We start from the raw sequence: 13,846 nt of genomic DNA on the forward strand, positions 1-13,846 counted from the left end.
GTTCACGGCTGTCTGCGCAGCCGCCCCTCCACCACGCCCTACGGGCGCGGTCCCCCTCCCCCAGCGAGCTGGGGGAGGAATTGGATTTTACCCCCACACGTCCTTTGCCACGTCGATCACCAGGCGCATCTTTGCCGCCTGCTGCTCGACTTCGATGTCGTTGCCGTGGACGGTCGAGGAGAAGCCGCATTGCGGCGACAGCGCGAGCTGGTCGAGCGGAGCGAACTGGGCGGCCTCTTCGATGCGGCGTTTGACGTCGTCCTTCGATTCCAGCTCGCCGAGCTTGGTGGTGACGAGGCCGAGCACGACGGTCTTGCCCTTGGGCAGATGCCGCAGCGGCGCGAAGTCGCCCGAGCGGGGATCGTCATATTCGAGGAAATAACCGTCGATCTTCAGCTCGTTGAACAGCACTTCGGCGACCGGCTCGTAACCGCCCTCGGCCGCCCAGCTGGAGCGGAAATTGCCGCGACAGAGGTGGACGCAGACGACCATGTCGTCGGGCTTGTCGCGGATCGAATCGTTGATGATGCGGGCGTAGAGGCGCGGCAGCTCGTCCGGGTCCATGCCGCGCAGCCTCGCATTCTCGCGCTGGGTTTCGTCGCAGAGGTAAGCGAGGTTGGTGTCGTCGAGCTGGAGATAGCGGCAGCCGGCATCGGCGAGGCTGGCGATCTCCGCGCGATAGGCGGCGGCGAGGTCGGTGTAGAAGGCGTCGAGGTCGGGATAGGCCGCCGTGTCGATCGCATCGCGGCCGCCGCGGAAGTGCAGCATGGTCGGCGAGGGGATCGTCACCTTGGGCGTGCGGCTGGTGCAGCTGGCGAGGAATTCATAGTCCGCGCGCTGGATGTCCTTGGCATGGCCAATCTTGCCGGTGATCTTCATGACCGGAGGGGCATATTCCAACTCCTTGCCACCATGCTGGTGGAACTTGACCTGGGTGCCGCCGGCCTCCTCCACGCCGTCAAGCTGGAGCAGGAAATCGGTGTGGAAATAGGTGCGGCGGAATTCGCCGTCGGTGATCCCCTGAAGCCCCAGATCCTCCTGGAACTTCACCACGCCGCGAATCGCTTCGTCCTCGACAGCGCGGAGCGCGGCGGCGTCGATGCTGCCGGCCTTGAACGCGGCGCGGGCGTCGATCAGCGCCTTGGGACGGAGGAAGCTGCCGACATGATCGGCGCGGAACGGGGGCGTGGGCATCCTGATTCTCCTTGCGATATTTGTAAGTGCTACATACAAAATGCTGCAACGATCGATAGTGCAGAGAGAGGACCGAGGCAATGACCTGGATCACCAACCGCTGGTATGTCGCCGCATGGGATTCGGAGGTGGATCGCACGCCGATCGCGCGGACGATCTGTGGCGAACCGGTGATGCTGTACCGCAAGCTGGACCGCAGCGTGGTGGCGATGCGCGATGCGTGTCCGCACCGGCTGCTCCCACTGTCGATGGGGTTCAAGGAGGGCGATTCGATCCGCTGCCGCTATCACGGCCTGCTGATCGAGCCCGATGGCTGTGCCAGCGAGATGCCGATCAAGTCGGAGGCAGTGCCCAAGGCGGTGTGCGCTACGCTGTACCCGGTGGTCGAGAAGCATCGCTTCGTATGGGTGTGGATCGGCGATGCGGCGAAGGCGGACCCGGCAACGATTCCCGATTTCTGGCCGTGCAGCGCGCCGGGCTGGACGTTCGACGGGGGGTATAATCACATCAACTGCGATTACCGGCTGGTGATCGACAACCTCATGGACCTCAGCCACGAGACCTGGGTGCATCAGGGGTCGATCGGGCAGCATGAGATTACCGAGGCGCCGATCGAGACCGTGGTGAATGGCGAGGAGGTGTTCGTCCGTCGCTGGATGCCGGGGATCGAGCCGCCCCCCTTCTGGCGCGATGCGCTGCGCTCGGCCGGGCCGGTTGATCGCTGGCAGATCTGCCACTTCCTGCCGCCGTCATCGGTGCTGATCGATGTCGGCGTGTCGCCGGCCGATGCCGGGGATACGATCGACAGCCACGATTCGGGGGTGCGCGGCTTTGTCGTCGATGCCATGACGCCGGAGACCGAAACGACGACTCACTATTTCTGGGGCATGGCGCGCAATTTTGACATCGACGATGCCGGCTTCACCGCGCGGTTCAAGGCACAGCAGGGCCAGGTGTTCGACGAGGATGTCGAAGTGCTGGAGGCGCAGCAGCGGAGCATTACCGCGAACCCCGACATGAAGCTGCGCGGCTATTCGATCGATCAGGGCAGCGTGCGCGCCCGTGCGATCATCCGCAAGCTGATGGAGGCGGAATCGGCGTGACGATCGGGCGCGGCGATCTCGACCGCAACCTCGGGCTGCGGCTGCGGCGCGCGCATGGGGCGGTGCAGCGGCATTTCGTCGAGCATTTCGCCGATCTCGGGCTGACGCAGAAACAGGTGTCGGTGCTGTGGCTGACCGGGGATCACCCCGATCTGGCGCAGACCGACCTCGCCCAGGCGCTCGACATGGACCGTGCGACGACCATGGCGCTGGTGCACGGGCTGGAGAAGCGCGGCCTCGTTTCGCGCAGCCCGTCGCGCACCGATGGGCGGCGGATCGCATTCCGGCTGACCGATGCGGGCGAAACCCTGCTGGCACAGGCCAAGGTCGCAATTGCCGAGCATGAGGCGTGGCTGAAGGCGCGGTTCAGCGCCGCCGAACTCGCAACGCTTGAGGAAATGCTCGCGCGCATCTATCGATAGGTTGTTTGCAGATATAACAATGGCCGGAAACGCGGCCGATGGAGGGGAAATGGCTACCGATCCACGCGCGCTGATCGACCGCGCACCGATGTCCCGCTTCCAATGGGGCGTGGTCGCCACGATGGTCGGGCTGAACGCGCTCGACGGATTCGACGTGCTGTCGATCAGCTTCGCCGCCAACGGTATCCGCGAGGAATGGCAGCTCGGCCCCTCGGGCCTGGGCCTGGTCCTGTCGATGGAGCTGATCGGCATGGCGGTCGGGTCGCTGTTCCTGGGCGGGATTGCCGACCGGATCGGGCGGCGCGCAACGATCCTGTCGTGCCTTGTCCTGATGACGATCGGCATGCTGGGGGCAGCGACCGCCGGCAATGTCGAGATCCTGTCGGCGTGGCGCGTGCTCACCGGGCTGGGCATCGGCGGCATGCTTGCCGCGACCAATGCCGCGGTGGCGGAGGCCGCCAATGCGCAGCGCCGCGCGCTGGCGGTGGTGCTGATGGCCGCCGGGTATCCGGTGGGGACCATCGTCGGCGGATCGATCTCGGGCCTGTTGCTCGTGCATTTCGACTGGCGCGCGGTGTTTCTGTTCGGTGCGATCTGCTCGCTGCTGTTCATCCCGCTGGTACTGTGGCGCGCGCCCGAATCGATCGCGTTCCTGATGCACAAGCGCCCGCCCAACGCGCTCGAGCGGATCAACGCGACGCTGGCGCGCATGGGGCACCCGCCGGTCGATGCCCTGCCCCCCGTCACCGAAGAGCCCAAGCGCAAGGTGCCGCTGGTCGCCCTGTTCTCGCCGCAGCTCGGGCGCGCCACGATCCTACTGACGCTCGCCTATCTGATGCACATCATGACCTTCTACTTCATCGTGAAGTGGATCCCGCCGATCGTGAAGGACATGGGCTTCCCGCCGCCCGAGGCTGCCGGGGTGCTGGTATGGGCGAGCATCGGCGGAGCGAGCGGATCGCTGGTGCTGGGCCTGCTGACCGGCAAGATCCGGCTGCTCGCGCTGACCATCGTCGCGATGCTGCTGTCGACCGCCTTGGTGATCCTGTTCGGACAGGGGCAGAAGGATCTCGCCGGACTGTCGATGGTCGCTGCCGCGGCAGGATTTGCGACCAATGCCGGCGTGGTCGGCTTGTACGCGCTGATCGCCCAGTCCTTCCCGACCGGGGTGCGCGCGACCGCGACCGGATTTGTCATCGGCGTCGGGCGCGGCGGATCGGCGCTAGCCCCTGCCCTTGCCGGGTTCCTGTTCGCCGCCGGCTATGGCCTGCCGACCGTCGCGGTCCTGATGGGCCTTGGCTCGATCGTCGCGGCGGGTGCACTGCTGGCGATCCGCGGGTGGAAGGCACCCGAGGCTGGATGAACGCCGCTCAGGATCCCACTAACGACGTGCGGGACATGTAGCGGACCAGCGCCGGATCGACCGCGCACCGATAGGAGGACGCTGCGTCGGTCGGTCCCTTCCCGTCCCAGCGTGCTGCCTGCGGATAGGGGCAGAGCGTGCGCGTGAACGCCTCCTTCCCCTCCTCCATCTTGGTCGCGGTCAGGCGGGTCGGTGCCCGACCCTTTTCGACCCAGTGGATCAGCGACCACAGCACGTCGCGCGACGGGTCGCCGGGCCAGCTCATTTGCCCCGAGGCGCCGAACTGGTCGGCGCCGGGGCCGCGCGCGCAGTGATACATGCCGGGGGCCATGAACAGGCGGACATGGTCGTCCAGCTTGGCGAGGCCGCCATTGGCGCGGGCGAGTGCGGCGTAATAATCGATCGTCGGGCCGGCATTGGTCGAGGGGTCGGCCCAGCCCTGATAGAGGATCGCCTTGCCGCCAGCCCGGATGAAGGGCGCAATCGCCACCTTGTCCGCGCGTAGCTCCGGCATGCGGCGGTTGGCGGCGAGCAGGTCGCGACTGCGCTGGAAACTGTCCTCGTTCCAGTTGGCGTCGTCATAAACCCCGTCGGCCCACATCGCGCGCAACAGTGGCGAGGGCAGGCCGGGGCGCGTGCGGACGCCGGGGAAGAGGCCGCCGTCCATCGCCCTGCCCGCCTCATCGCGCATCGGCGCGCGGATGAGGTCGAGCATCTTGAGCTTGGGCGCGGTCAGGCAGCCCTCGGTCTGCCCGGACTTGCACAGCAACGTCGCAGTGCGGAACTTGCAGGTGAGCGGGTTCGAGATCACCCCGTCCCTGACGCCATCCTGCGCGTCGCATGCGGCAGTGGCCTTGCTCTCGTACAGCGCCCAGTCGGCGTCGCTGAGCGCGCCGGCCGGAGTCCATTTCTGTTGCAGCGCGAACCACAGCATCCGCACCGACTGCAGCGGCATATACGGCCCCGGCGCGCCAGCGATCACGCCGTCATAGTCGCCGGGATAATTCTGCATCTGCTTGAGCGCCTGACGCCCGCCGCCCGAGCAACCGGTGAAGTAGCTCTTGTCGACTGCGCGGCCATAGAACCTGGCGGCGAGCGCTTTGGCCGCGACTGCGGTCAGGTGCACCGCGCGATGCTCGTAGTCGACCCGCGCCTTGGGATCGGCCATCCAGCGGGCCTGGGTCGCCTTGTGCCCGCTGTCGGTGGTGACGGTGGCAAAGCCTTCGCCCACGCGGCGGCTCATGTCGGTATAGTTATAGACTCCCGCGTCGCCGCCGACGCCCGCGCCGAGCAGGCGGCCGTTCCACGTCGCGGGAAGCCAGAGTTCGAAGCCGATATTGCCCTCGATCACACCCTCGACCCGGCACAGTGGGGCAGTGACCGGGCCGCCGCGATAGAAGCTGGTGGTCTGCGGCGTCCAGCTGGGTGCGGGGGTGATCGCTGTCGCCGCCGTGACGGTCACCCCGCCCGGATGCGCGCCCGTGAGGGACGCGCACCCGGCCAGGGCTGCGGCGAGCATCGCCGGCATCAGAACTTCACATTCGCCGTGATCGCGAACATGCGCGGGATCGGGTTCGACGCCTGCGGGTCGAAGCCGTTGGTGGTGTCGACGAAGGGCGGATCCTCGTCGAACAGGTTGCGCACGTCGAGCGACAGGTTGATCCGGTCGGTGAAGTCGTAACCGACCAGCAGGTCGAACGTGTCGTAGTTGCTGACATCACGCACCACGGTCGAGGTGGTGTTGGTGTAGCCGTTGAGGTGGTTCCAGGTCAGCCGCGACTTGAATCCGCCCACCTTGGCGCCGATGTCCGCCTGGGTGCGGAACTTCTGCGTGAAGCCGATCGTGTCGAGCACATTGACCAGCCCCGCACCCGGCACCGCTTCGAACAGATAGTCGAGGATATAGGTGCCCTGGATCCCGGCATCGAGCTCCACTCCGCCCCAGTTCCAGCGATAGGCGGCGGTGAAGTCGAGCCCGCGGAACAGCGAGGTCCCGAGATTCTGGCGCCGGCCATCGGCGATGAACGTCACCAGCGACTGGTTGATCGCCTGATTGATCGGCAGGCCCGAATTGACCAGCGCGCTGATCTGCGCCGGGGTCGGGTTGAACTGCACGAACTGGCTGTAGATCGGGTTGGTGAGCAGGCCGGGCGTGCCACGCAGCGCCTGGATCTGGTCGGTATAGTCGATGCGGAAATAGTTGAGCGACGCGGTGAAGCCGGGGATTTCCGGCGGCGTCACGTCGACGCCGAACGACCAGGTGGTCGCCTGTTCGGGCTTCAGATTGGGATTGCCGCCGGCGATGCCGATGCCGATCTGGTTCCCGCTCGGGCCGGGCAGCGTATCGAAATACAGGCCCGCGCCGCCGCCGACGGTCGACACTTCGGTAAATGTCGGCGCGCGGAACGAGGTGCCATAAGTGCCCTTGAGCACCAGCCCGGTCCAGGGCGAATAGGTCACGCCGATCTTGGGGTTGGTGGTGCTGCCGAAGTCGCTGTAATTCTCATGCCGCAACGCGAGGCTGAGGTTGAGGCGCTCCAGCCCCGGCGCGGCGTTGTCGGCACCGACGATCGGCACGAACAGTTCGGCAAAGATCGCGTCGACATTGCGGCTGCCATCGCTGGCAGTGCGCACCTGGCTGGTCGATTGGCCGGTGAGCAGCGAGGTATAGGTATATTCGACGCGATGTTCGGCGCCGAGCGCGATGCGGACATTGCCGCCGGGAATGGCGAACAGCGAGCCGTCGAGCTGGGCGTTCACGACTTCAAGCCGGGTGCGCCCTTCGATCACGAAGTAATTGTCGGTGATCCGCGCCAGCGTCGCCGGGTTGTTCGTCCCGCCGAACACGTTGAGCGACGTCGCCGGGTTGGTGTCGGCGAGCGCTGCGGCCAGCGCACCGGCGTTGATGCCCGAACGGCGGCGGTCGGCGACCTCCTCCGAGCGGCCCTGCGCATAATAGACGGTGCCGCGGAAGTCTCCGAACAGGTCCGCCTCGACCCCGCCCGACACGTTCCAGGTGCTCGCCCAATAGGGGTTGGGGAGCGCGCCGGTCGCACCGAGGAAAGTGGTCTGGACCGTCACCGACGTCGCGCCGGGGACCGGGGAGACGAAGAAGGGGTTGGTGCTGGGCACCGTGGCGTTGGCGGTGGGGTTGAACAGCAAGGTGCCGCTGCGCCGCGAGTAGAAGCCGTCGGCGAAGATGCGGATGCCATCGGTGATATCCTGGCTCGCCGATGCGACGCCGCTCCAGCGCTCCTGATCCGGGATGACCTGCGCGATGCTGCGGAATTCGCACAGGTTACGGGTGTTCGCCACCAGGGTGCCGACCGTCGCCGGAGTCACACCCGCCGCGGGGATCGCATAGTTGACGCCGCCCGCGACGATCGTGCCGGGCGCGCAGTTGGTGCCGCGCAGGTCGCGCCCACCCCGGCTGCGATTGTCCGAGGTGTAGAAGTCGAGTTCGGAGCCGAACAGATTGTTGTTCTTCGAATATTCGCCCGCGGCCATGATCCAGCCGCTGTCCCATTTGTGCCCGAGCAGAATTGCGGCCTGCGCCTCATAATAGTCCGCATCGGTGATGCCGTAGCGCCCGCGCACTTCGATCCCCGAAAAATCCTTGCGCAGGATCAGGTTGACCACGCCGGCGACCGCGTCCGAGCCGTAAACGGCGGAGGTGCCGTCGGCCACGACCTCGATCCGGCCGAGCGCAATCGAGGGGATGGCGGAGGGATCGGTAAACTGGCCCTGCGTCCCCTGCGGCGGCAGGCGCTTGCCGTCATAGAGCAGCAGCGTGGCGTTGGTGGACAGGCCGCGCAGGTTGATGCCCGCGCCGCGCGTGGCGTTTGCCGCGCCGTTCTGCGCGCTGCCACCCGCCCGGTTCGCGCCGAGCGAAACGACCTGCGGCACGCGGCGCAGAATGTCGTTGGTCGAGGTGACCGGCTCTTCCATGATCTGGTCGGAATCGATCGCGATCACTGCGGAGCCGACCGGATCGATACCGCGGATGCGGCTGCCGGTAACGACGATATCCTGCTCGGCCGCCTGGGCGTCGCTGGTCGGAGCTTCCTCCTGCGCGAGTGCCGGGCTGGCGATGGCGAGCGCAAGCGCGCCCAATGCGCTGCGGCCCAACAGGGTCGACGGGCGACAAATGGTCTTGGTCATTTCATTCCCCTCCTCAAGTTCAGCCCGCCTGTCTCTGCGGGTCGAAAAAAGCGCGTGTCAGGTTGTTTCCGCGCGTGCCGAGCGGGCGGGCCGGTCGGCGAAGCGCGGGGCAAGCGAAAGCAACACGATGGCGGCGATCAGGATTCCGGCGCCTACCAGCTCGGCCGGGCGTGGATGCGGCAGCCCCCACACCCAGGCGAGGATCAGTGCGCCGCCGACTCCCGCGACCAGGCTCGCCGCGCGCTCGAGCGGGACGCAATAGGCGTTCTCGCGCGGGTCGAGCAGGATGATGATCGCGAAGACCGAGACGATGGTGAGCGTGATGCCGATGCCGAGCAGCGGCCAGATCACCGGATCGGTCCAGACCGAGATGAAGCCCCAGCCGAGCGCGCCCGACTGGCTGCCGATACCCGAGGCGGAGATCGCCGCGAGGATCGCGACCGACAGCGGCAGCGCGAAGACCTTTTCCTCGACGAAATATTGCCGCACGCTGGCGGGATCGCCGCTCTTCGACACTTTGGTCATCACGATCAGGCGGACGAAGTAGCCGATCGTGTAGAGCACCACCGTCAGGATGGCGAGCGGCGGGAGGTAGAGTCCACCACGGTCCTTGAGCGTGATGATCATCGCGATCAGCACCATCACCAGCGCGGTCCAGCTCCACCAGCGCACGCGGCGGCCGAAGATCAGGTCGACGATCGGTGCAATGATCAGGATGTCGCCGCGCATCAGCAACTGAATGAACGGGATGCTGACCCCTTCGAAGGTGAAGGACAGCGGCACGGTGAACAGCACCAGCGCGGTTCCGATGCCGGAGTAGAAGGTGTATTTGGTCGGCACCGGGATGCGGCGGCCAAGGAACATCACGCCATGCGCATCCTTGTGCCAACCCGACCACCAGATGAAGAGATAGGTCAGCACGGTCGAGATGATCAGCGACGCGGGCAACGTTTCGAGCCCTGTCAGCGGTCGCCCCAGCCCGGGGTGCGGGAATGACGTCACCAGCTTGGTGATGATGACATTCGGCAGATACGAGAACAGGTACAGGAGGACATAGCCCTCCAGCGGAAAACCGGACGCGGTTGCGGGTTTGCCGTCGCTCATGCCGTAGCTTCCAGGACGACCATCTCACTCTCCACACGATAGCGGGCGTTGAGCCCTGCTTCGGCGGTCACGGCCGCCATGTAATCGACGATTTCGGCGTGGCGTTCGCTGCCCGGCTCGACAAAGCGCGGGATCGCGTCGCGGTCGATGTACAGCGGGAGGAAGCCCGAGCGGACGATGCGCCCATTCGCGATCTCGAACCGCGCGACCATCGACATGCGCGATGCCTTGGGGAAATTGTAGAGGCTGTCGAAGTCCGGCTCCCATTCTTCGGCGAGGACGCGGATTTCGTTGAAGCTTTTCGACGCGGCATGGACGGGGTCCATGCGCAGGTCGGTGGCGAAGTTGCACAGCGAGTAGAAGACCGGCGCGCCGTCGATGACCTCGCAGCCCTTGAGGATGTGCGGATGGCCGCCAAGGATCGCGTCCGCCCCCGCTGCCACCGCCGCACGCGCGACGTCGCGCTGATAGTCGGCGATGGTGGCGCGGACGAAGTGAATGCCCCAGTGGAGCGAGACGAAGACGAGATCGGCGTCCGCCTTGGCCGCGCGGATATCCGCCTCCAGCGCCGCTAGGTCCTCGCGATGCGGGAAGGTGTGGATCCGCGCGGGGGTGCCCGGCTGATCATGCTCGATCTGTTCGTAGAGCGTGTGCGCGCGCATCGGCGCGCAGCCGGGGCGGCGCTCCTCCGCCCAATAGCTGTGCGGGAGGATCGTGCAGTAGGCCAGGATCGCGACACGCGTGCCGTCGCCGAGCGTGATCTTCACCGGCCTGCGCGCTTCGGCGATGTTCGCGCCGGCACCGACGACCTTGAGGCCGACGCGCTCGAGATTGGCCTTGGTCTCGAAGAACGCGTCATTGCCCCAGTCGAGCACATGGTTGCCGGCCATCGAGATGACGTCGAACCCGGCGCGCGCCAGCGCATCGGCGCCGTCGGGCCGCGCGAGCACGGCGTGGCGTGCCTGGGGCAGCCGGACGCCCTTTTCGGCGAAGCTCGTCTCAAGCTGGGCGAAGGCAATGTCGGCAGCGTGCAGCACGTCGCGGGTGGCGACGTAGCTTTCGTCATAATTGTCGCGATCGGGGGCGAGGTCGCCCGCAGCGAGGAAGACGTGCGTCATGCCGCTTGCCCGAACGCGATGGGCACGCTGAGCGCGCCGATTTCGGGGAAGCGGGTCGGCTTGGGCTCACCGGTCAGGATAAAGCCCGGCGCGGCAGCGAGCAGTTCCTCGACCGCCACGTTCAGCTCCAGCGTCGCCAGTGCGGCGCCGACGCATGAATGCGTGCCGCGTCCGAACGCCAGCGAATCCTTCATGTTCGGGCGATCGAGACGGAACTGATCTGCGTCCTCGAACACCTCTTCGTCGCGGTTGGCGGAGGCGTAGACGAGCGCGATCGGCTCACCAGCGGGAATCGTGCGGCCACGAATCGTCACATCGGTGACGGCGGTGCGCGCGAACCCGCGATAAGGGGTGTAGAGGCGGAGAAACTCCTCCACCGCCGCCGGTACCAGTGCCGGGTCGGCGCGCAGCTTCGCCTGCAACGCCTGGTCGCGGCCGAGATGCACGGCGATCGACCCGATCATCACGCTCGGCGCGATGATGCCGACGACGAGCACCTGGCGGATCGTGCCGACGATCATCTCTTCGGGCAGCGGCTCGCCATCGACGCGCGTGGCGAGCAACGCGCTCGTCACGTCTTCATCGACCGGCAGCGGGTTGGCCTTGCGGTCGGCGACGATGGCACGCGCCATGTCATAGAGCAGGAGGCTCGACTCCTTGGTCGCGTCCATATCGGCGGACTGCACCGCGATATTGTAGCGCTGGCCGACGCGGGTGAGTTCGGCGACCGCGTCGGGCGTCAGGTTCATCCAGTGCGCGAACACCGCGATCGGCATGTGCGCGGAATAGTCGGCGACGACGTCGCCCCCGCCCTGTGCCACCATGCCGCTGAGCAAATCCCGACAAATTCGCCGCACGACCGGCTCCAGCCTCGCGACCTTGCGCTCGGTCAGCAGGGGCGCGATCGCGCGGCGATAGGGGGTGTGCTCGGGTGGATCGAGGTGAAGCGGTGGGCGGCGGCCGGTAAAGGCGACCTTGGGCACGACATTCTGTTTGGAGGTGATGAACGTCTGCCAGTCCGTCGCGGCGGCCGCGACATCGGCATGTTTCATCAAGGCCCAGAAGCCGCCCCACGTGTCGCTGTGCGCAACGGGGCACCGGGCGCGAAGCTCGGCATACTCTCCGTTTGCGCTGTCGAACGTCTCCGGCTGAAGCGGATCGAAGTCATGCGTCATAACAATATCGCTATTTCACAATGCAAGCGCTTGCAAGCAATTTTGCAAAATTTCATCCCGGCAGTGTAAGACGGTCGCCATGGCAGGCCGAAACCCCCGACTGGACGATGTGGCGGCGATGGCGGGCGTGTCCGCCGCGACCGTCTCCCGTTATCTCAACAGCCCCGAAGTGGTCGCTGCAGCGACCGGCGCGCGCATCCGCGAAGCGATTGAAAAGACGGGCTATGTCCAGAATCTCGCCGCCACCGCGCTGGCAGGCAGCCGCAGCCGCATGATCGCGGCTCTGGTCCCGGACATTGCCCAATCGATCTTCAACGATACGGTCGAGGCGATGATCGATGAACTGTCGAGCGACGGAAACAGCGTGATGTTGGCGCTGACCGGCGCCGACAATCACCGCCTGACCCGCGAGATCAACATGGCGCTCGGACGACGCGTCGACGCGATCATCCTGACCGGGATCGTGTCGGACGAAGACATGCGCCAGCGGTTGCGGTCGGCGGGGACGACGGTGATCGAGACCTGGGGCCTGCCGGACGATCCGATCGACGTTGCGGTCGGCTTTTCCCACCGCGCGGCGGGTGAGGAAATGGCACGGTTCCTGCGCCAGCGCGGCTATCGACGGCCGCATCTGGTGGTGCCGCGATCGACTCGGTCGGAACGGCGCGCGGACGGCTTTACGACGCGCTGGGTGCATGACGGCGGAAGCGAACCGACGCGGCTGGATGTCAATGTTCCCAGTCACTTCGGTCAGGGTCGGCTGGCCTATCGCGGCCTCAGTGACCTGACCGAGCAGCCCGATGTGGTGGTGTGCGGATCGGACTGGATCGCGCAGGGCCTGATCGTCGAGGCGCAGGCTGCGGGCATTCGCGTGCCGGATCAGCTGGCCGTGACCGGCTTCGGCAATTTGCGGCTGGCGGGCGACATGCGCCCGACGATCACGTCCATGGATGTCGACGGCGCGCGGATCGCGCGGGAGGTGATGCGGGTGCTGCGCGCGCGGGCGGCGGGGCAGGAGATCGAGCGTCGAATCGATGTCGGCTTTCGGGTGATCGCGCGCGAGAGCGCATGAAAGGGCTTGCATCGCGACATTCCCGGGTTAGCTTTATCGCATAACAACCTTGGGAGAGTGACGATGCGGATCGGTACATTCGCGCTGGGATTGGCGCTGCTGGGCAGCACGGCACTGGCGCAGACCGCGCCGCAGCCCGATCCCGAAGCCGCGCGTCGCATGGCCGAGATGCGCGCGGCGGATGCCAAGCGGCCCGATTCGGTCGGTACCGGTCCCTATGCCGCGATCAAGGAGGCCGACCCCGGCCTGCCCGACCATACGGTCTATCGCCCCGCCGACCTGTCGAAGCTGGCTGGCAAGAAGCTGGGCGTGGTGATCTGGGGCAATGGCGGGTGCGCCGCCGACGGCGCGAGCGCGCGGCATCACCTCGCGCAGATCGCATCCTATGGCTATCTCGTGATCGCGCCGGGCAAGATCTACAGCGGCCCCGGCGCCCTGCCCCGCCCCGCCGCCGCCGCGCCGCGCGGGGTCGATCCGGCGACTGGCCAGCTGCCGCCGCCCGCGACGAGCGCGCAGGATGTGCTGAAGGGACTGGATTGGGCGCTTGCGGAGAATGGCCGCGCCGGCAGCCGCTACAAGGGGCTGATCGATCCGGCGCAGATCGCGGTCGCCGGGCATAGCTGTGGCGGGCTGCAAGCGATTCAGGCGGGCGCGGACAAGCGCATCCGGACCGTGCTGGTGCATAACAGCGGCGTGTTCAACGACGGCAAGCAGTCGATCAGCGGCATGACGGTGGACAAGGCGATGCTGAAGGCGCTGCACACCCCGACCCTCTATGTGCTGGGTGGCAAGGGCGATGTGGCGTGGTCCAATGGCAGCGACGACTATGCCCGGATCACGCATGTCCCGGTCGCGCTGATCGACGGCGATGTCGGCCATGGCGGCACGTTCCGCCAGGATAATGGCGGCGATGTCGGGCGGTTCGCGGTTGCGTGGCTCAACTGGCAGCTGCGCGGCGATGCGGAGGCAAGCAAGCTGTTCACGGGCGCGGATTGCGGGCTGTGCAAAGACCCGAAGTGGACGATCCAGCGCAAGGGGATTTGACCGCAGTGCTTGAGGAGCGTTTTCCTCCCCTGCCCCGCAGGGGAGGAAAACGCTCCTCAAGCACTGCGGTCAAATCCCCTTGCGCTGGAT

11 protein-coding genes are annotated in these 13,846 nt (G+C 66.6%); 5 read left to right on the plus strand and 6 right to left on the minus strand.

The genetic code is table 11. From position 1 onward, the window contains the following. Positions 1-87: 87 nt before the first annotated feature. On the minus strand, positions 88-1,194 hold the full coding sequence (locus AX681_RS18300; protein WP_066660814.1) for a 5-methyltetrahydropteroyltriglutamate--homocysteine S-methyltransferase: 1,107 nt from the start codon (positions 1,192-1,194) through the stop codon (positions 88-90). Between the two features lie 80 nt (positions 1,195-1,274). Here AX681_RS18300 and AX681_RS18305 point away from each other — a divergent pair, with 80 nt between their 5' ends. Genes AX681_RS18305 through AX681_RS18315 form a run of 3 tightly spaced genes read left to right on the plus strand, consistent with a single transcriptional unit; the run spans position 1,275 to position 4,082 of the window. Continuing rightward, a complete protein-coding gene (locus AX681_RS18305) occupies positions 1,275-2,297 on the plus strand; it encodes an aromatic ring-hydroxylating dioxygenase subunit alpha (RefSeq protein WP_066660817.1) in 1,023 nt (340 codons plus the stop codon). Continuing rightward, positions 2,294-2,719 carry a MarR family winged helix-turn-helix transcriptional regulator gene (locus tag AX681_RS18310; protein ID WP_066660819.1) on the plus strand — a complete coding sequence of 142 codons (426 nt, stop codon included), beginning with the start codon at positions 2,294-2,296 and terminating at the stop codon, positions 2,717-2,719. The genes AX681_RS18305 and AX681_RS18310 overlap by 4 nt, the downstream gene beginning before the upstream one ends. A gap of 49 nt (positions 2,720-2,768) precedes the next feature. Continuing rightward, complete coding sequence (locus tag AX681_RS18315; protein ID WP_082737976.1) at positions 2,769-4,082, plus strand: MFS transporter; 1,314 nt, start codon at positions 2,769-2,771, stop codon at positions 4,080-4,082. A gap of 7 nt (positions 4,083-4,089) precedes the next feature. On the opposite strand, the gene AX681_RS18320 is transcribed toward AX681_RS18315, so the two are convergent. The 5 genes from AX681_RS18320 to AX681_RS18340 are packed head-to-tail and all read right to left on the minus strand — an operon-like array spanning position 4,090 to position 11,640. After that, on the minus strand, positions 4,090-5,610 hold the full coding sequence (locus tag AX681_RS18320) for a tannase/feruloyl esterase family alpha/beta hydrolase (protein ID WP_066660823.1): 1,521 nt from the start codon (positions 5,608-5,610) through the stop codon (positions 4,090-4,092). Beyond that, positions 5,610-8,243, minus strand: coding sequence for a TonB-dependent receptor plug domain-containing protein (locus tag AX681_RS18325; protein ID WP_066660826.1), 2,634 nt, complete (start codon positions 8,241-8,243; stop codon positions 5,610-5,612). Before AX681_RS18325 ends, AX681_RS18320 begins: the two co-directional genes overlap by 1 nt. Before the next feature lie 57 nt (positions 8,244-8,300). Continuing rightward, a complete protein-coding gene (locus AX681_RS18330) occupies positions 8,301-9,347 on the minus strand; it encodes a hypothetical protein (protein ID WP_066660828.1) in 1,047 nt (348 codons plus the stop codon). Next, positions 9,344-10,465 carry a CapA family protein gene (locus AX681_RS18335; RefSeq protein ID WP_066660831.1) on the minus strand — a complete coding sequence of 374 codons (1,122 nt, stop codon included), beginning with the start codon at positions 10,463-10,465 and terminating at the stop codon, positions 9,344-9,346. The genes AX681_RS18330 and AX681_RS18335 overlap by 4 nt, the downstream gene beginning before the upstream one ends. Continuing rightward, a complete protein-coding gene (locus AX681_RS18340; RefSeq protein ID WP_066660833.1) occupies positions 10,462-11,640 on the minus strand; it encodes a cytochrome P450 in 1,179 nt (392 codons plus the stop codon). The genes AX681_RS18335 and AX681_RS18340 overlap by 4 nt, the downstream gene beginning before the upstream one ends. A 79-nt stretch (positions 11,641-11,719) precedes the next feature. Between AX681_RS18340 and AX681_RS18345 the strand changes: the two genes are divergently transcribed. Both AX681_RS18345 and AX681_RS18350 read left to right on the plus strand, forming a co-directional pair. Then, positions 11,720-12,712: a LacI family DNA-binding transcriptional regulator gene (locus AX681_RS18345; RefSeq protein ID WP_066660844.1), complete on the plus strand. Its 993-nt coding sequence runs from the start codon at positions 11,720-11,722 to the stop codon at positions 12,710-12,712. A 63-nt stretch (positions 12,713-12,775) separates the two neighbouring features. Beyond that, on the plus strand, positions 12,776-13,756 hold the full coding sequence (locus tag AX681_RS18350) for a hypothetical protein (RefSeq protein WP_231733756.1): 981 nt from the start codon (positions 12,776-12,778) through the stop codon (positions 13,754-13,756). The last annotated feature ends 90 nt before the right edge of the window (positions 13,757-13,846 follow it).

Origin of the sequence: Sphingomonas sp. CCH9-E2 (assembly GCF_001557215.1) — a bacterium.
Lineage (GTDB): Bacteria > Pseudomonadota > Alphaproteobacteria > Sphingomonadales > Sphingomonadaceae > Sphingomonas.